At 60.5% G+C, this 19,345-nt stretch carries 14 protein-coding genes; 10 read left to right on the top strand and 4 right to left on the bottom strand.

From position 1 onward, the window contains the following. Positions 1-5,088, bottom strand: a 5,088-nt coding sequence (locus tag OES25_07450; protein ID MDH3627478.1) for a DUF4215 domain-containing protein, incomplete at its 3' end; no start/stop codon positions are given. 218 nt (positions 5,089-5,306) lie between these two features. Here OES25_07450 and wecB point away from each other — a divergent pair. The 9 genes from wecB to OES25_07405 all read left to right on the top strand — a co-directional run bounded on the left by wecB (position 5,307) and on the right by OES25_07405 (position 14,666). Continuing rightward, complete coding sequence (gene wecB / locus OES25_07445) at positions 5,307-6,386, top strand: UDP-N-acetylglucosamine 2-epimerase (non-hydrolyzing) (protein ID MDH3627477.1); 1,080 nt, start codon at positions 5,307-5,309, stop codon at positions 6,384-6,386. Positions 6,387-6,508: 122 nt separating this feature from the next. After that, complete coding sequence (locus tag OES25_07440; GenBank protein ID MDH3627476.1) at positions 6,509-7,336, top strand: ABC transporter permease; 828 nt, start codon at positions 6,509-6,511, stop codon at positions 7,334-7,336. Beyond that, on the top strand, positions 7,336-8,622 hold the full coding sequence (locus tag OES25_07435) for an ABC transporter ATP-binding protein (protein ID MDH3627475.1): 1,287 nt from the start codon (positions 7,336-7,338) through the stop codon (positions 8,620-8,622). The genes OES25_07440 and OES25_07435 overlap by 1 nt, the downstream gene beginning before the upstream one ends. 229 nt (positions 8,623-8,851) lie before the next feature. Beyond that, the gene (locus tag OES25_07430; protein MDH3627474.1) at positions 8,852-9,721 is read left to right on the top strand and encodes a hypothetical protein; all 870 of its coding nucleotides are present in this window, start codon (positions 8,852-8,854) and stop codon (positions 9,719-9,721) included. A 215-nt stretch (positions 9,722-9,936) separates the two neighbouring features. Next, a complete protein-coding gene (locus tag OES25_07425; protein MDH3627473.1) occupies positions 9,937-10,791 on the top strand; it encodes a fibronectin type III domain-containing protein in 855 nt (284 codons plus the stop codon). 38 nt (positions 10,792-10,829) lie between these two features. After that, positions 10,830-11,411 (top strand): cohesin domain-containing protein, encoded by a 582-nt coding sequence (locus OES25_07420; GenBank protein MDH3627472.1) that lies wholly within the window; start codon positions 10,830-10,832, stop codon positions 11,409-11,411. A 174-nt stretch (positions 11,412-11,585) separates the two neighbouring features. After that, on the top strand, positions 11,586-12,770 hold the full coding sequence (locus tag OES25_07415; GenBank protein ID MDH3627471.1) for an ATP-binding protein: 1,185 nt from the start codon (positions 11,586-11,588) through the stop codon (positions 12,768-12,770). Continuing rightward, positions 12,767-14,158, top strand: a complete 1,392-nt coding sequence (locus tag OES25_07410) for a sigma-54 dependent transcriptional regulator (GenBank protein ID MDH3627470.1) — start codon at positions 12,767-12,769, stop codon at positions 14,156-14,158. Before OES25_07415 ends, OES25_07410 begins: the two co-directional genes overlap by 4 nt. A 61-nt stretch (positions 14,159-14,219) precedes the next feature. Beyond that, positions 14,220-14,666, top strand: a complete 447-nt coding sequence (locus OES25_07405) for a cytidine/deoxycytidylate deaminase family protein (protein MDH3627469.1) — start codon at positions 14,220-14,222, stop codon at positions 14,664-14,666. Between the two features lie 9 nt (positions 14,667-14,675). On the opposite strand, the gene OES25_07400 is transcribed toward OES25_07405, so the two are convergent. Beyond that, positions 14,676-15,737 carry a type IV pilus twitching motility protein PilT gene (locus OES25_07400; GenBank protein ID MDH3627468.1) on the bottom strand — a complete coding sequence of 354 codons (1,062 nt, stop codon included), beginning with the start codon at positions 15,735-15,737 and terminating at the stop codon, positions 14,676-14,678. A 669-nt stretch (positions 15,738-16,406) separates the two neighbouring features. Between OES25_07400 and OES25_07395 the strand changes: the two genes are divergently transcribed. Next, entirely contained in the window at positions 16,407-17,150 is a 744-nt protein-coding gene (locus OES25_07395; protein ID MDH3627467.1) for a peptidylprolyl isomerase, read from the top strand. A 32-nt stretch (positions 17,151-17,182) separates the two neighbouring features. Here the strand turns inward: OES25_07395 and OES25_07390 are convergent, their stop codons facing one another. Both OES25_07390 and OES25_07385 read right to left on the bottom strand, forming a co-directional pair. Beyond that, complete coding sequence (locus OES25_07390) at positions 17,183-17,629, bottom strand: hypothetical protein (protein ID MDH3627466.1); 447 nt, start codon at positions 17,627-17,629, stop codon at positions 17,183-17,185. 128 nt (positions 17,630-17,757) lie between these two features. After that, the gene (locus tag OES25_07385) at positions 17,758-19,134 is read right to left on the bottom strand and encodes a sigma-54 dependent transcriptional regulator (GenBank protein MDH3627465.1); all 1,377 of its coding nucleotides are present in this window, start codon (positions 19,132-19,134) and stop codon (positions 17,758-17,760) included. Positions 19,135-19,345: the final 211 nt, after the last annotated feature.

The following is a 19,345-nucleotide window of genomic DNA, read 5'->3' as shown; positions in this document are numbered from 1 at the left end:
CACTCCACCAGGCGTGATGCGAAAGATGTTGTCGCTGATAAAGCCCGCGACGTACACGTTACCGGATCCGTCCACCGCTACGCCGAAGGGGCCATCCAGACCGTTGATGCCGTCCCCGGTGAAGTCGATAATCTGGTCGACCGTGCCATTGGTATTGACCCGGAAAACGTTATCGCTGTAGAAGCCCGTGACGAACACCGCCCCGGCCGCATCCAGCGCGATTCCAAGAGTCCCGTCCAGCGTGTTACCGATGCCGTCACCGCTGCTGTCGATGATCTCCGTGATCACGCCGCCGGACGTACGTTTGAACGCGTTGTCGCTGAGGAAGCCGACAGTGAACAGTGAATCGGAGGGATCGACCGTCAGTCCCACGGGGCAGCTCATCGGGTTGCCTAGCAGGTCGCCCTGGTCGCTGATGACCTCCGTAATGACTCCCATCGAGTCACGCATGAAGACACCCTCGCTGTCCGGACCCAATCCACACGCGGCTGTATAGACGTTCCCCAGGGAGTCGAAGGCCACGCCGTCGGGGTCAAGCAGCGAATTGGGCGCTCCCGCGCCAAATGAGTTGAAGATCTCCAGGACGCGCGGCGCGCCGGTCATGTTTGCGCCGCACGAGGACTGAGTGACCAGAGGGCCGCAGTCGCCGCCGAACCAGTTGTCGGCGAGCGCGGTCGCAGTCGAGCTTCCGGTATATGAGCGAAGGCCAAGGGTCGTTCCCGTATTCACCGGTGACAGCGGGTTTTCCGTCATGATGCAGTTGGGAGGTCCCCAGTTGCCATCGATGTTGACCGCTCCTCCAAGATCCGGATCCGCCAACCAACGCCAGACGCGCACGACCGTGTCGTCGCCGCTGCCGTCGATGGTTGCCCCGATCCACTCGCCATCGTTGGTGGCGCCACCGATGGCACATTGGCCGATTCGCCGGACGAATCCCGGGTCGTGACGCTCCCAACGCCATTCGCTTCCACCGTTCGGAATGTGAACCTGATAGTGGTCACCGTCGAGGAGGTTCCCGCGGAACAGGAAGCCCCAGGTTTGCGATTGCTGGTTTACGACCTGAAGCTTCCCATACTGGTCAGATGTGTCGGTTTGATCCGCCGTCCAGCGTAGGCGACCGTTCTGGAATAACGCACCCGAGTCCGAAGCCAGCTGGTCCATGGATATGGAGAACGAGATGTTCTGGGAAGTCCAATCGCTTCCCAATGTGACTCGATTGAAGTCGTCCTGAAACGCTTGACCGCTGATGGGCTCGTTCATGCAGTTAGCGTCGCAGCCGTCGCCACCCATCATGTTTCCGTCGTCGCACTGCTCACCGATCTGCAAGACACCATTCCCGCAAACTTCGAGGATGCAAGAGCTGTCGCAGCCGTCCCCGTCGATCAGGTTGCTGTCGTCGCACTCTTCGATGCCTTCGATCAGGCCGTCTCCGCAGACCGACGGCACCGGCAGGTCGCCGCCATACCAGTTGTCGATACTGGCGTTCGTCGTCTTGTTTCCCGTGTAGGCTCGGATCCCTAGTCCGACGCCACTATCGATGGGCGCCGTCGGGTCGACGGTCATCGTGCAGTCGGGTAGACCCCAGTTGCCGGCGATATCTACGGAGCCGCCGAAATCGGGATCGCCGTCCCATCGCCAGACCTGCACCACGGTGTTGCTGCCGGTCCCCTCGACGGTGGCACCTATCCAGTCGTTGGCGGAGACCGCAGCGTCTCCTACGCACTGATCGACCCGTTCGACGAAGTCAGGATCGTGTTGTTCCCAGCGCCACTGGTCGCTGCCGGTCGGTAAATGGACCTGGTAGTGATTCGAGGATGGGCCGTTGACCCGCAGCATGAAGCCCCAGGTATGGGAGGCCAGCGTCGCGATCTGCAACTTGGAGTACTGGTTGATGGAGGCCGTATCGTTCGCCACGTAACGCAAGCGAGCGTTCACGAACTTCTGGCCGGAGTTCTGCTGCAGTTGGTTGGCCAGGATGCCGAAGGCACCGGATTCTACAGACCAATCCATACCCAGCGAGCCCCGATTGAAGTCGTCGGTGAAGTGTCTCTGCGGAGGAAGTGGTTCGTCCAGGCACATGGCGTCGCAGCCATCGCCGTTGACGAGGTTACCGTCGTCACACTCTTCATTAATCTGTACGACACCGTTGCCGCACAGCTCAAAGATGCAATTTTCATCGCAGCCGTCGCCGGGGAGCGTCCCGCCGTCGTCACACTCTTCGTTTCCTGAGTTGATGTAGTTCTCGAACAGAAGCAGGGTGCTGTCGTTGTCATCCCATCCGGTGGACGTGCCCATCGCACCGCTGACGACGTCGATCGAGCCGTCTCCGTTCAGGTCGCCGGCCCAGACGTTCTCCGGGCCGTCGAGGTTGGCGGCGATCGTTCGTTGGGTCCAAGTTTGCGACTTCGGATCCACCGGCCCCTCGGCCCACAGCACGCGGCCATTGGGAAAGACGAAACCCTCGGCGCCGATCACGTCCAGGCGACCGTCGGCGTTGATGTCGGCGATCGTGATGTTCTGGACCGCCGAAGGGAAGATGGTTCGGGGGGTCCAGTCGGGAGTGCTCGGATCGGCCGGTCGCTCGTACCACTTGTTGGATATGACCACATCCACGTCGCCGTCGTCGTCGAGATCGCCGACTGCCAGTCCGACGAAGGGATCGAGCGTGTTGTTGAGAATCTGTGTCGCGGGCCATGGGTCAACGAGCGGATCGGCCGGGATGTCGTACCACAGGACGCCACCACCGACGAACAATGCGACCAGTTCGTCCTGCCCGTCGCCGTCGATGTCGCCCAGGGCCAGATCGTGATTGAACCCTGCCGCAGCTCCACCGGCGTCGATCGTATAGCGCGTCCAGGGGTTCTGAACTCCGATCGGTCCGGGGTTTCTCCACCAGACGAGATCGGTATTCAGTCGTGCCGAGATGAGGTCCAGATGCCCGTCACCGTCGACGTCGATCACCAGCCCACCGTTGCCGCCGGTGGTTCCGCCGATCTCGATCGGGTGACGAGTCCACGTCGGAGCCTCGTACCACTGCACGGCGCCCCCGCCTCCGGCAACGACATCGATATTTCCGTCGCCGTCGATGTCGCCGGCTGCGCTGAAGCCCGGCCTGCCGTTGCCGGGGTAGCTGCCGTCGACGACGGTTAGCTGGAAGTCGATCGAGCTGCCAATCGACTCGTTCTCCCATAGGTAGATGTGGTCCTCGCTATTGCCGTCGGCCGTGAAGTCCGTGTCGCCGTCGCCATCGATGTCGACGCCGAGGATTCGCGCGCTAACTCCGACGTTTTCGGCAAGCGTGACGGAGAGCCAGTCCTGCCCGGGCGGCAGCGGGCTGCCTTCCTGGAGGATTCCGTCACCACACACGCCCAGCGCATCGCAAGAGCCGCAATCCGAGGCACAAAGCTGTCCCGGGCTGCAGTCAGCGTCGGTGTCGCAAACCTCGGCGAGCAGGTTCAAGGTTCCATCGCCGCAGATCACCAGCGTGCAGTCTGCGTCGCAGGTGGCCGATTCGCCGGCGTCGTCACATTCTTCGTTGCCTCCTATCACGCCGTCTCCGCAGATCGACGGCATCGGCCGATCGCCGCCATGCCAGTTGTCGATGCTCGCGAGCGTCGTCTTGTGGCCCGTGTAGGCTCGGACTCCGAGCCCCACGCCGCTATCGATCGGCGTTGTCGGGTCTGCGGTCATCGTGCAGTCGGATAGACCCCAGTTGCCGGCGATGTCTACAGGCCCGCCGAAATCGGGATCGTTGTCCCACCGCCAGGCCTGTACGACGGTGTTACTGCCGGTTCCCTCGACGGTGGCACCGATCCAGTCGTTGACGGAGGCCGAAACGTCTCCCACGCACTGATCGATCAGTTCGACGAAGTCGGGATCGTGTTGCTCCCAGCGCCACTCGTCGCTTCCGGTCGGTAGATGGACCTGGTAGTGATTCGATGACGCGCCATTGACCCGCAACATGAAGCCCCAGGTATGGGAGGCCAGCGTCGCGATCTGCAACTTGGAGTATTGGTTGATGGAAGCCGTATCGTTGGCCACGTAACGCAAGCGAGCGTTCACGAACTTATGGCCGGAATTCTGCTGCAGCTGGTTGCCCAGAACGCTGAACGCGCCGGATTCGGTCGACCAATCCATACCCAGTGATGCCCGATCGAAGTTGTCGGTGAAATGTCTCACCGGAGGAAGGGGTTCGTCCAGGCACATGGCGTCGCAGCCATCCCCGTTGACGAGGTTGCCGTCGTCGCACTCCTCATTGATCTGCACGACACCGTTGCCGCACACTTCCATGACGCAGCTGCTGTCGCAGCCGTCACCGTTGACGACGTTGCCGTCGTCGCAGGTTTCCAGTCCTTCGACGATGCTGTCGCCACAAACCGAAGCGCTGACGTCGCCGCCGAACCAATTGTCGGCAGTGGCGCTCGCGGACAGATGCCCGGTATAGGCACGAACCCCCAATCCTGTGTTTCCGTTGACGGGCATCGCCGGGTCCGCCGTCATGACGCAGTCGGCGGCTCCCCAGTTGGTGACAACATCAACCGGACCGCCAAAGTCCGGATCGACGAACCAACGCCAGACCTGGACCACCGTATCGGTTCCCGCGCCCTCGACGGTTACGCCAACCCAGTCGCCGGCCAGGGCAGGGCCGTCGCCGACGCAGTCGTCGATTCGACCGACGAAGTTCGGGTCATGACGCTCCCAACGCCATTCGCTGGCACCGTTGGGCAAATGGACCTGATAGTGATCCGAAGCGGGGCCGCCAACTCGCAGCATGAACCCCCAGGTGTGTGAGGCGAGAGACGTGACCTGCAGTTTGGAGTACTGATTCGCCGATGTCGTGGTGCCGCCGTCGTAGAGCAGGCGAGCATTGATGAACTTCTGTCCCGAGTTCTGTCTGAGTTGATCGGACGCGACGTCGAATGCGCCACTCTCGACCTGCCAGTTCGCCCCCAGGGAGGCCCTATCGAAATCGTCGGAGAACGCCGTCTGCGCCATGGCCGAGGGATGCTGGAACCATGCCAGCGACAAGCAGGCCAGAAAGGCCATGCGCGAAAGGTCTCGGGCCCGCGATTTGTTCGGGCTGGACATGGACCACGCCTCCGATAGACGCCCCAGACCCGCGACGACAAATGACGCGCAGGTTGCTGTAATTCAGGACGGAAATCGTCCAGCCCAGGGGGGAGCTCGATAATCAGGTACCGACAATTGTTCCCCGGGTCAACGTTTTTGGCAACAGGGCGATCTTTGCCCGAAACTTGCATTCGGTGACTCTCAGGCCAGATACTGCCGAACGGAGGACTTTGCCGATGAAAGTACTGACGGTCGTGGGCGCGCGGCCGAATTTCATGAAGGCGGCTCCGCTCGTTCGCGCATTGCGGCGACGGGGGCATAGGGCCCCGCTCTTGCACACGGGACAGCACTACGATGCGGCGATGTCTCAGGTTTTTTTCGATGAACTTGGCATGCCGGAACCTGACGTCTACCTGGGGGTCGGGTCCGGGAGCCACGCAGAACAGACGGCCCAGGTCATGCTGGGTTTCGAGCCGGTTTGCAAGGAGATGGCCCCGGATTTCGTGACGGTGGTGGGCGACGTCAATTCGACCGTTGCGGCGGCACTGGTGAGCGCAAAACTAGGCTACTCGCTGGCCCATCTCGAGGCGGGTCTCCGATCGTTTGATTGGTCGATGCCGGAGGAGATCAATCGTGTTGTGACCGATCGGCTGAGCGATTGGCTGCTAACCCATTCCCCGGACGCCGACCTGAACTTGAAGCGGGAGGGCGTTCCCGACCGCAAGATTTTTCGAGTGGGCAACATCATGATCGATTCACTCGTCGCCAACCTTGCGAAGTCTCGGGAATCCACGGTCCTCGAACGACTGAGTCTGAATCCATCCGGTTATGGAGTCGTGACGCTCCACCGACCGTCTAACGTGGACTCCGACGATACGCTTCAGGGAATCATCGGGGCGTTGAAGACTCTTGCGGAGGAATTGCCTCTCGTGTTTCCGTGCCACCCCCGTACCCGCAAGCGGATCAAGGCACTGGGTCTGGTCGACGAGGCGGGCGCATTTCAACTCACGGAACCCCTTGGTTATCTCGACTTCTTGAAACTCGTCTCCGACAGTCGAATGGTGTTGAGCGATTCTGGTGGCATCCAGGAGGAAACGACTTACCTTGGCGTTCCATGTATAACTTTGCGTGAAAACACGGAGCGACCGATCACGATCGAGCAAGGCACGAACGTGCTGGCCGGAGCTGACCCCGCGCGTATCCTGGCGGCGGCGCGGAACGCGCTGGCCATTCGCGAACGTTCTACGTGCGCGATTGAGGGTTGGGACGGAAAGACCTCGGATCGCATCGTCGACTGCTTCGAGCGGTGGCTCTGATCGATTGACTTCACTTCCTACGATAGTATGTTGACACTCCAGAGCTTACGAACGGACCGGCAGTGGGCGATCGGTCTAGTCGTCGGGTTCGGAGCCCCTCGTATGGCATTCAGGAACGTGTCGTGACCCACAGTATTACGCGAATTGAACGTTCCGATGGATGGGTCGGGCTCAGACTCCGAGAGCTCTTCGAATTTCGGGGACTGCTGTACTTCCTCACCTGGCGCGACATAAAGGTTCGGTACAAGCAGACCGTTCTCGGCGCTCTTTGGGCAATCTTGCAGCCCGTTCTTACGATGGTCGTCTTCACGTTGTTTTTTGGGCGATTGGCTCGCATGCCATCCGATGGCGTGCCGTACCATCTATTCAGTCTTACGGCCTTGGTGCCCTGGACGTTCTTCGCCAACGGAATGACTGCGGCATCCAACAGCCTCGTTGGCAGCGCCAACATCATCAAGAAGATTTACTTCCCGCGTCTTGCGTTACCGATGAGCGCGGTTCTCGGTGGCATTGTCGATTTCGTACTGGCGTTCATCGTATTGATCGGCATGTTGCTTGCGGGGGGCGTCGTCCCAACCATCAACATCATCTGGTTGCCGCTGTTCGTCTTGCTGGCCTTCGTCACCGCCCTGGGTGTTTCGCTCTGGCTCTCGGCGCTCAACGTGCAGTTTCGAGACGTTCGATACGTCGTTCCGTTCATTATCCAGTTGTGGATGTTCTCCTCGCCGATCGTGTATCCCGCCTCGTTGATCGAGGATCCTGTTCTCCGCGTCGTCTACGCCTTCAATCCGATGGTTGGCGTCATTGAGGGATTTCGTTGGTCGCTGCTGGGCACGGAAACTGCGCCTACGATGATGACGGCGGTTTCTGTCTTGGTTGCACTGGCCATGCTTTTTGGCGGGGCCTTTTACTTCCGACGGATGGAAAAAACGTTTGCGGACGTGGTCTGATGGCGCAGTCTGCCGTCACCGTTAGAGGGATGGGAAAGCAGTTCTTTCGAGCTGCCGTTCAGCGCCGTCACGACACGTTGCGGGATCTGATTACCGAATCTCTGTCGGCTCCGTTTCGTCGTGCGGCCAAACTACTCCGTGGTCAGGCCACGGGAGCTGCCGAGCTGGACGAGCGATTCTGGGCGCTCAAAGATGTCTCGTTTGACGTACAACGCGGCGAGGTACTGGGGATCATTGGGCGCAACGGGGCGGGGAAGAGCACATTATTGAAGATTCTCGCCAGGATTACGGACCCAACCGAGGGCTACGCAGACATCCGTGGTCGCCTGGGCTCGTTGCTTGAGGTCGGAACCGCGTTCCACCAGGAGCTCACGGGTCGCGAGAATACGTTCCTGAACGGAGCGATCCTGGGCATGAGTAAGGACGAGGTCGCCGCAAAGTTCGATGAAATAGTGGAATTTTCGGGGGTTTCGAAGTTCATCGACACCCCGGTGAAGCACTATTCCAGCGGGATGACCGTCAGGTTGGCGTTTGCAGTCGCCGCCCACCTGGAGCCCGAAGTCTTGATCATCGACGAAGTGCTCGCGGTGGGTGACGCTCCATTTCAGCGTCGGTGTCTTGGAAAAATGAAAGAAGTGACTCGCGAAGGGCGGACCGTCCTGTTTGTCAGTCACAACATGTCAGCCGTCTCGCAACTCTGCGATCGGGCGATCCTGCTGGTCGACGGGAAGGTCCGCACCGACGGGGAGACGGACGCCGTCGTCGACGAGTACCTCAGCGCCGTCGCACAGCATTCGATCGGTGTTGACGGCGACGTTCGGGAGTTTCCCCGGAACGACACCCACGATCCACAGATCACACGGGTGACGCTAAACGGAGAGCCGCTCACGGATCATTGCCTTGTGGGCCTATTCGATCCCATGAGCCTTCGGATGGAACTGGACCTGAACAGTCCCCAAAGAGACTGTATTGCGAGTTTTCATTTTGATAATCAGCAAGGCGAGACGGTCTGCTGCCTGCATTCCGGCTGGACCCACGGAGCCGTCGATCTGAATTCACCAGGCCGTCATGTGTTCGAGTGCACGATCGACAAATTGCCGCTCGTTCCGGGCAATTACCACCTGACTCTAGGTGTGGCATCTCGCGGCCGTTACTTCGACGCCATGGAGCGAGTTGCCCACATCGAAGTCCGTGGCGCCGACGTTTTTGATACGGGTGATATCCCTCGACAGCAACGTGGTGCGGGGTACTTCCTGGTTCCCGCACGTTGGAATACATCGCGCTAAATTTCTTGCGATGATCTGTCCGCAACAATCGTGATGATTGAGTAGCAAACACCTGCCGCGACGACATAGTATTGCCGAGTCGCGGCGGCGCCGTGATCGTGATGTCGTTCAGACCCCACGTTGCTTTCCCAAATTGTTCGCCTAGATTAGAAAATAAAGTGAATTATCGCGCGAAATACCGTTCGGCATCTCGCTTGCCATCACCTTGCCGGATCACTCAGATGCCGACGTGAGTAAAGCCATTCTTAGCCGATGTTTTGCGACAGTTCTCGTCGTCGTCGGGATGGTTGCACCTGCGCACGCAGGAAACATCCGCCTGGTGTGGGATGCTTCGCCGGGAGCCATCGGCTACGAAATCCACTACGGCCTCTCCTCGCAGAATTACACGAATTCCGTGAGGGCGGGAAACGTGGTGTCGTTCGATCTCGAAGGTCTGGCGGACTGCACAGAGTGGTTCATCGCGGTTCGTGCGCAGTTCCCCGATGGGGTCCGTTCCGAATTCTCCAGAGAGATTTCCGGCTGGACACGACCTCGTACGGACCAATTCTCGCCAAACGCCGTCGAGCAGGGGCAGACGCGGTTATTGCAATTAACCGGCGGCAGTTTTTCCCCCGGAACGGAATTTCGGCTTCAAGTCCAGCGAGTTCCGAAGGACAAGGACGGGTTGCCGCTGATTCACCTGGCGGACGCAACGGTCACCGGCTGCGGCAACGCCGAACTACTGTTGACCACCGAGCCCGGCGCGCGTGGACAGCGCGCAATGGAAACCGGTGTCATGAGTGCATTTTTAGAAGTTCTGAGCCCTGAAGGACTCTTTAGTGTGCGACGGTTTCCGTTGGAGATCGTGCTCGATGAGGCTCGCTTTGACATTAATCGCAGCACCGCCCAGACCCTTGATCGGGTTGACGGAAGTGACCTGGCGTGGCTTTCGTTCGCTTACGGCAGCGACGAAGTCGAGGCACGGTTCAATGCCGATGCCGACCTGGACGGAGACGGCCTGGTCGATGGCTGGGATCTAGCGCTGCTTTCCGCTGTATTTGGCCACTGCTTCGATGGCGAAACCTGGTCCGACTCTTATTGCAATACCATGGCCCGCTAGCGCACAGATCCGTTACGGTCCAGGCTACGGCAATTACCGATTTGTCACAGATACCCCTGAAAACGCCGATAATGCAGGCTTGCACGTCCCGTCAGAACGGTCGCAAGTGACTCCACGTAAAAGACTTGTGTGTCTACCGACGATGACTCCCACCGTCATCGATCCCTGGCACCCACGTTGCTCTATCCCTCCCCGCGTACTGCGCGGGAGGACTCATGCGACTGGCCCATTACGTACCTGGCGCTCTGGTTGCCACGCTGTTGGTTTCATTCACCCCAATGGTTGCGGGGGAGATGCACCTCGCCTGGGATAGCGCAGCCGGGGCCACCGGGTACCGTGTCTACTACGGCACCTCGTCGGGCAACTACACCCAGTCCGCCGATGTCTCCGGCCAGACGACCACCGTCCTGACCAACCTTCAGGACTGTACCGAGTATTACGTTGCCGTCCGCTCACTGGATTCCGGGGGAGAGTCCTCCGACATCTCGAACGAGATCTCCGGCTGGGCACGACCGGCGGTCACTTCCAACGGTCAGGTTCAGGTAATGCAGGGCGATCAGGTCTGGGTGACGTTGGCCGGGGCCAACTTCGAGTCCGGGGCCGATGTCGAATTGCTGACCAACGGGATTCCGGCAGACGAGAACGGTCAGCCGTTGCTGCGCCTCGAAAACGTCACCGTCCAGTCGTGCAACGAGATCGACGTGCTTCTTACGGTCGAGTCGTCGGCACGGGGCCAACGTTCGATGGAAATCGGTCAGCGGACCCTGAATTTCGAAATCGTCAATCCCGACAACGTTTTCGCCCCCCATGGTCGTTCGTTCCAGATCGATTTTGACCCCGAGCGATGCGACGTCAACCGTAGCGACAGCGATACCGAGGACCGGGTCGACGGGCAGGATCTTACGTGGATGGCCTATTCCCACGGGTTCGACCAGGGCGACGCACGCTACAATCCGGATGCCGACCTCGACGGCGATGGTACGGTTGATGGCGTCGATCTGGCGATGCTGGCGTCGGACTTCGGTAGCTGCTGGAACGGATCGACCTGGAGCGTTGGCGCTTGCCCATGAGACTCCGGCACACTAATCTGACGGTGAGGGAGAACTCCATGGGTCGATCTTGGTTGGCATCGGGAATCGGAATCGCATTGATGTTTTCCGTCGCCTGTTCCGGTGGTTCTGGCGGATCAGGCGTCGTCGGCGGCGGGCCTTCGGGCTCCACGAATCTCGTGATGAATTTTCAGGCTGCCCAGCCCAGCCCTGGCCCCCTCTCGGTCGCCATGAGCGAGGTCTCGGGGCCGGCCGACGACCAGGTCGTCGTACGTGTTTCCGTGACGGACACGACGGATGTGTTCGGTGCCGGTTTCGACGTTCTGTTCGATGCGTCCCAGGTGCGGTTCGTCCAGTGGACTGCCGGCACGTTGATCGAGTCCGCCGGGCCGGCAATCTATGCCGTCACGGAGGGGGCTCCCGGAAACCTGGTGATTGGAATCAGTTGCGCCGGTTGTAGCGGCGGTGCCGACGCCAACGGAACGGTCCGACTGATCGACCTGATTTTTGAGACCACCGACAGCGATTCCAACGGTAGCGCGCTGACATTCAACTCGGCGGCCCTCCAGGACTCGCAGCCACCCCTACCGGGCCCCATTGCCGGGCTCAGCTGGTTCGGTGGCGATCTCGTCATCAACTGATCGTCTCGCCAGATAATCCCTCACCTGGGCACCGGCCCGGTGGGACGCCGAATTACGCAAAAAACCCCTAAATTCGACGATTTTATCTCCTGAAATTCGCCTCAAGACAGTTGCATATGGAAATTTAGAACCCTAGATTTGTAATACGCGAAGGGCGTATAGGGCACAGGTCAAATGGGTTTGATCGCTACATGCAGTAAAGATGTTGCGCTTGTCGGGAAACCGTCTCGGGCGGCGTTCCTCCACGGACTCATCGACGGGATGCGCTGTGGGGTTCTGGCCGTCGGCTCCGACGGGCGGATCGCCCTGATCAACGAGATCGGGCGGCACGCGCTGGACCTCGCAGACCACGTCGAGGTCGGCGACCCGATGAACGACGCGTTGCGTCCCCACCCCCAACTGGTCGATCTACTCAAGGACTCTTTCATCCTGGACCAACTCCCCAATCGGGCGGAGATCCCTCTTCACCCGGGCCGGGCCGATGGCAAGACCCTGGGCTTCACGCTGTCCCACATCAGGGACGACCAGGGCCACGTGACCGGCACGGCGATGTTCTTCAAGGACCTCACCCCCATCGAACATCGGGAAGAGCAGGAGCGCCTCCAGGAGCGACTGGCGGCGGTTGGCCAGATGGCCGCAAGCCTGGCCCACGAGATTCGCAATCCGTTGGCGTCGATCGGTGTCAGCTGCAAGTTGGTCGGACGCCGCCTGAACTCGGAAGGCATGGATACCGATCTGATCGACAAGATCAACGGCGAACTCGCGCGACTGAATCACACCGTGACTTCGTGTCTCGAGTTTGTCCGACCGGTCGCCCTGCAGTTCACCAACGACCGAATCGAGCCGGTGTTGCAGGACGCCCTAACGATCGCCCGCGAACGATCCCAACCGGACCGGCTCGAGATCAACACCCGGTTTGGCGAGGGTCTTTCTCCGCTCCGGATGGATGTCACGCTGCTACGGCAGGTTTTCGAGAATCTCATCCTGAACGCCATCGAAGCGATGGACGGACGGGGCACCATCGAAATCGAGGCCGAGCGTGTACCCGCGTCGTCCTCGCCAAGTGTTCCCTATCGCCCGGCGGTCGTCGGACGGGGAGGCTTGCCGGAGGCGAAAGAGTTCCTCGTCGTCACCGTCTCCGATAGCGGGCCCGGTATTGACGAGGACCTGCGGGAATCGATCTTTTTCCCGTTCTTCACAACTAAACCTCAGGGATCGGGTGTCGGACTTTCGGTCGTCCGAAAGTTCGTCGACAGCCACAGCGGCGCCATCGCCGTCGATCGATCCCAACTCGGCGGTGCGCGCTTCACGCTGCGCTTGCCGTTGATCACCATGACAGAAGAGGAGTCGATTCGATGAAGAAGATACTGGTCGTCGAGGACGAGCAGAACCTCCGGGAGGGCATTGTCACCGCGTTCGAGGATCGCGGTTGGCAAGTCTCCCAGGCCCGTGACGGCAATGAGGCGATGAGTCGGCTTGAGAGCGATGCGTTCGATCTGGTGGTCTCCGACTACAAGATGCCCGGCGCCAGCGGTCTCGAGGTGCTTCGTCACAGCAAGAAGATCAACGAGACGACCGTCGTCATCCTGATGACCGCGTACGGAACGGTGGAAACCGCCGTCGAGGCGATGAGGGCCGGTGCCCACGACTATGTCTTAAAACCGTTCGACCTCGACGAGCTCGAGATAAAGGTCGAGCGGGCACAGGAGCACCGCAAACTCATGGCGCGGGTCGAGACCTATCGACGGGACGCCGATCACCAAAACTTCGACAATATCGTCGGCGAAAGCCCACAGATGCGGGAAGTCCTCAACACCGTTGAGAAGGTCGCCCACTCCAACGCAACCGTCCTGGTACTCGGCGAGACGGGTGTGGGCAAGGAGCTCGTCGCGGAGGCACTCCACTCCACCTCCAGTCGCTCCGACCAGCCGTTCGTCAAGATGAACTGTGCGGCGCTTCACGAGAACCTCCTGGAGTCCGAGCTGTTCGGACACGAGCGAGGGGCGTTCACGGGTGCCGATCGTCAGCGGACCGGTCGTTTCGAACTGGCCGACGGCGGAACCCTGTTCCTCGATGAGATCGGCAACATGAGCCTCTCGACCCAGTCGAAGGTCCTTCGGGTACTGCAGGAGCGAGAATTCGAGCGTCTCGGTGGGAGCCGGACGATCCAGGCCGACGTGCGAGTGATCGGGGCCACCAATATCAACCTCGAGAAAGCGATCGAGACCGGTGAGTTCCGCGAGGACCTCTACTACCGACTCAATGTTGTGACGCTCAACGTTCCGCCACTGAGGGAGCGCCGGGAGGACATCATCTCTCTCTGCCGTCACTTCATCGATAAGGCGTCGGTCGAGATGAAGAAGGACATCCGTGGGATCGACCCCGGTGCCGTCAAGGTCCTTCAGCGCCACACCTGGCCCGGAAACATCCGCGAACTGAAGAACACGATGGAGCGCGCGGTCCTGCTCAGCGAGCAACCGTACATCCGTCAGGAAGACCTGCATATCGCCAGCACGGGCGGCGTGATGCAGGATGCGTTGCAGGGGTTCAGCCTTCGTCTGCCGCCGACCGGAATCGAGTTGGAAGAGCTGGAGAAACTGGCGATCCTCGAGGCACTCCGGATCAACGGGTGGGTCCAGAAAGAGGCCGCCCAGTTTCTGGGGATCTCGTCTCGCGTGATGAACTACAAGGTCGCGAAGTACGAGATTACCAACCCGCGTTGGAGCAAAAACAAGGCAGTGGGCTGACGGACTCGCTAGAATAGGCGCTCATGACACCACTCCCACCGAGGGAGACGAGGGATCCACCATGAGCGCCCGGGTCGACTGGCACACCTATTTCATGAATATCGCCCATCAGGCGGCCACCCGGTCGACCTGTGACCGCAAGCACGTGGGTGCGGTCATCGTTCGGGATCGTACGATCCTCTCCACCGGTTACAACGGCTCAGTTCGCGGGATGCCTCACTGTGACGACGTGGGCCATCTGATGGACAACAACCACTGCGTCGCGACGGTGCATGCCGAGGCCAATGCCATTATCCAGGCGGCGAAGAACGGCGTCTCCATTCAAAAGGCGGAGATCTACACCACCGCCTCGCCATGCTGGAACTGCTTCCAGTTGATCGCCAACGCAGGGATCCAGCGGGTCTACTACGGCGAATTCTACCGGGATACCCGGAGCGTTGACGTCGCCCGAGAGATCGGCATTGAGCTGGTCGACCTCAGCGAGGTCGCGACCCCCGTCGACGACTGACCGGTATGCCTATTCCTCGCCCGGCGGCGTGAAGCGGATGTTGCCGCTCTTGAAGTTGGTCATCAGGCCCGCCTTGTCGATCGACTTGCTGTAGGCCTCCTCGGGTTCCACCAGTCCCTTCTTGACCAGTTCCGCCAGCGCGTCGTTCAGAAGCGTCATGCCGATTTTCTTTCCGGTCTGCATCAGGCTGGGAATCTGGAACGTTTTCCCCTCGCGGATCAGATTCGAGATTGCGGGTGTGACGATCAGGACCTCCAGGGCCGCGACGCGCCCGCCCCCCTTCTTCTTCAGAAGCGTCTGGGCGACGACACCCTTCAAGGACTCGGAGAGCATGGTCCGGATCTGGGACTGACGATCACCGGGAAACTGATCGATGACCCGATCCACCGTGGAGCACGCCGTCGTGGTGTGGAGGGTGCCGAACACCAGATGACCCGTCTCGGCGGTTTCGATGGCGATGGCGACGGTCTCGAGGTCGCGCATCTCGCCGACCAGGACGATGTCGGGGTCCTCGCGAAGTGCCGCCCGCAGCGCCCGCTTGAACCCCTCCGTATGCGTGCCCACCTCGCGCTGGTTGACGAGGCAACCGCGATTCTGATGCACAAACTCGATCGGATCTTCGATGGTGATGATGTGGTCTTTTCGGGTCTTGTTGATGTGGTCGACCATCGCGGCGAGGGTCGTGGACTTGCCCGAGCCCGTTGGGCCGGTGACGACGACAAGACCCTTGTGAAGGTTACAGAGGCGAAGGATCGCCGGCGGAAGGTCGAGCTGTTCGGCCGTCAAGATCTCGGTCGGGATCGTGCGGAAGACGCCACCGATCCCATTGCGGTCGCGGAAGACGTTGGCGCGGAACCTCGAGATCCCCTCGATCTCGTAGGCGAAGTCGCTGTCGTTCGTCTCACGGAACTCCTCGCGGTTCCGCTCCGGCATGATCGCCCACAACAGCTCGCGGGTCTCGGTATCGGAGTTCGCAGGACGTCCCTCGAGTGCGGTCATCCCTCCGTGGACCCGAATCATCGGTGTCTCGCCCGAGGAAAGGTGAAGGTCGCTGGCACCCATCTCAAACATCTGTCGCAGCAGCGCGCAGATCGGTGGTTCATCGTCGGGCGCCGTGGAGACGGCTGGAGCCGGTGTCTCGGTCGGTGCGTCCGTCGGTGCCGAAGCTGCCTGTTCAGAGACGGGGATTGCCACGCTCTCGACGACCGGTGCCGGGTCCGCGACCGCCGGGTCCGCGACCGCCGGGGCCGCAGAAACCGCAGGTGCCTCATATGCCGAGGCCGGTTCAGGCGCGTGGATCCGAGCCCGGGCACAGAATGCGTCATCGTTGGCCGTCACGTCGAAGTGGAACGGGCCGGCCGTCGGGTGTTCGTAGATAAAGCGAGTTGGCTGCCCGGTGGAGATCTGCGCCGCCTCGATCTGTCCCGCCAACTCCGTCAGCAGTCGTGCGATCTGGGGTTGTTGGAGCACCTTCGGGGAGACTGATTTGCTCTGATCCCCCATCCGGAAGGAGGGCTGTTGCCCATGTTGCAACACCAACTCATCCGCGTTACGCGTGTGCAACGCTTCGAGTAAGGGATCGAGCTGGGCCATGCAAACCTCCTGCTGTCGCTGCCAGGGTCAACGGGAATATAAGGGTGAAAGTGGCGTTGGTTCAACCCATGGGCTGGGTTCCCTTGCGGCACACGGGGTCGATGCGTACGATCTTCAGGATCGTACCCCGATCGGCACGAGGCATCCTTGAGACGTATTTCGTTCCACAGCGGGCTCCTGAAGGCGATGGCACTCGTCGTTCTAGGGGTCTTTTCCGCTAGCGGGTCGTTGCCGGCCGAGGAGGCCTGGACTCCACCGGAGACCGTGATCCACCCCGGTTGGTATGCCCGAATCCACACCAGCATGGGATTGATCATCGTCCGCCTGTTGCCGGAACAGGCCCCCCAATCGGTGGCCCACTTCGCCGCCGCCGCCGAGGGGGAGTTGGAGTGGAACGACATCATCACCGGAAAACCGGTGAAAGAGCGCTATTTCGATGGCGCTCAGGTCCACATGGCCATCGCCGGTCGCCAGTTCGAGGCGGGGGATCGGACCGGTAGCGGGACGGCGGCGCCGTCGGTCTACGTCCCTTACGACGAGGGCAGGGGACCGGTCAACTTCAGTGTGAAAGGGCGAATGGGGCTGACGCGCGCCAGCGGACGCCGGATCAGCGCCGTCCAGTTCTTCATCAGCGCCAGCGCTCAGCCCTGGCTATCGGGTCACTACCCCTGCATCGGTGTCGTCGTCTACGGCAATGACGCGGCGCTGCGGATCACCTCGGTCAAGACCTACGGGAGCGGTCGTCCGCTGGAGCCCGTCGTGATTGAGAAGATTCGGATCTTCTCGATCGGCGACGTTGAGCCGCTTCAAGAGCCCATCCCGTACAAGCCCAGCCCGCTAGAGATCGCCCCCAGAAAAAAGAATGGGGACGCTGCAAGCAGCGCCCCCTGATATTTATTAACGGCAAGAGTGCCCGAGAAGAACTATTTCTTCTTGCGGGTCGTCCTGCGCTTGGTGGCCTTACGCTTGGTGGCTTTGCGCTTCGTGGCCTTCTTCTTGGTCGCCTTACGCTTGGTGGCTTTGCGCTTGGTCTTACGCTTGGTGGCCTTCTTCTTGGTGGCCTTGCGCTTCGTAGCCTTACGCTTGGTCTTACGCTTCGTAGCCTTACGCTTGGTCTTACGCTTGGTGGCCTTACGCTTGGTCTTACGCTTGGTGGCCTTCTTCTTGGTGGCCTTGCGCTTGGTCTTACGCTTGGTGGCCTTACGCTTGGTCTTGCGCTTGGTCGCCTTACGCTTGGTCTTGCGCTTGGTGGCCTTCTTCTTGGTGGCCTTACGCTTGGTCGCCTTGCGCTTGGTGGCCTTGCGCTTGGTCTTACGCTTGGTGGCCTTACGCTTGGTGGCCTTCTTCTTCGTAGCTTTCTTCTTCGCCATGCTCGGTATCACCTCCTTCAGTCGATCGAGAACTTCGATCGGTCATTAGTAGTATCGAATATTAGAGATGCATAAAAAGGTGTCAAGAAAAAAACACCAACAGTTATGTCGAAGCGGCTCGCGAATGTTCATTTGTCGTGACGCGACGAACGTCGTGGACGTCGTCGTGTCGACGGAACATCGATGCCATACGTGTGCAACTTTCGTTGCAACGTGCGAACACCGATTCCCAGCAACGTCGCACTGTGAGTGCGATTGCCGCCGGTCTGCTCCAGTGTTCGCAAGATCAATTCACGCTCCATCTCCGCAAGCGTCATGCCCGCAGCGATCCCTCCGCTGCGAGGTAGCGAGCGGGTTTCTCTAATTTCTTGGGGCAAATCGTCGATTTCGATGATTTCGGTCCGGCTGGAGACCAGAATCGACTCGACCATGTTCTTCAGCTCGCGAACGTTTCCCGGCCATGTGTGACGCTGCATGGCCTGCAAGGCCTCGGGAGAGATTCGCTTAAGGGCGATCGCGTTGGCCCGGGAGAGTTCGCTCAGGAACGTCTCGACGAGGTGCGGGATGTCGGGACGTCGTTCGCGTAACGGAGGGACGCGAATCGTGACGACCTTCAGTCGATAATAGAGGTCTTCACGGAACGAACGATCCCTCACGAGGGTTTCGAGATCGGCGTTGGTCGCCGCGATCACGCGTACATCCACCCGGACGCTCCGGTCTCCACCCACTCTCATGAACTCGCGTTCATCCAGGACGCGAAGCAGCTTGGCCTGCGATTCGGAACCCAGCTCACCGATCTCATCCAGGAATAGCGAGCCTCCGTGGGCGATCTCGAACTTGCCCCGTGCTCGAACGTGGGCACCGGTAAACGCGCCGCGCTCGTGCCCGAAGAGCTCCGACTCGATCAGATTGGGTGGAATCGCCGCGCAATTTAACGGAATGAACGGCGCGCGGGTGCGGGTCGACTTGAAGTGGATCGACCGCGCGACCAACTCCTTGCCCACCCCACTCTCGCCTACGACGAGGACCGTCGAGCGCATCGGCGCCACCCGATCGATCCGTTCCAGAACGTTCTGCATCGACTGGGACTGGGCCTTGAGGGTCTGCGTACTCGTTCGTTTGGAGACCTGATCCTGAAAGTAGGCGACACGGCTGTCGAGTTCGGCCATCTCGAGGATGCGACGCAGACGGGTCCGCAACTCGTGACGGTCGAGGGGCAACATCAGGTAGTCGTCGGCTCCATGTCGGAGGGCGTTGGAAGGACGGATGGGGTCGGAGGGCGAGCAGAGGGCCAGCACCGGTGTTCCCGCCAGCGCCAGTTTCAGCGAACGCATCCGGTCCGCGCCGCGCGCGCTTTGCAGGTCGGTATGGAACAGGACCGCATCGTAGCGGTGTTCGGCGGCCAGTCGGACGGCCGCGGCAGGGTCGGACTCGGTTCGCACGGTGTACCCCGCATCTTCGAGCATCTGCCGACTCTGGGCCCGGGCGGTCCCCGGAGAAGCCACCAGGAGTAACGACGGTTGGGGTGGGGAAGTTGCCACGGGTTCGTCTGCCCTTCGCGTTATGAAAAGTGCCGGCCATTATGACCGCCCTTCTCGTTAAATCTGTCAGAGTGACGGAGTCAATGCAAGGAAGGATCTGGAATTCCACGGATAGTTTATCTTTTTTATCAATAATACTTTGAATAACAGAATATGAATGGCGGTAATTTTAGCC

Source organism: Acidobacteriota bacterium, assembly GCA_029861955.1.
Classification (GTDB): Bacteria; Acidobacteriota; Polarisedimenticolia; order Polarisedimenticolales; family Polarisedimenticolaceae; genus JAOTYK01.
This window is presented reverse-complemented; position numbering and strand designations above follow the sequence as displayed.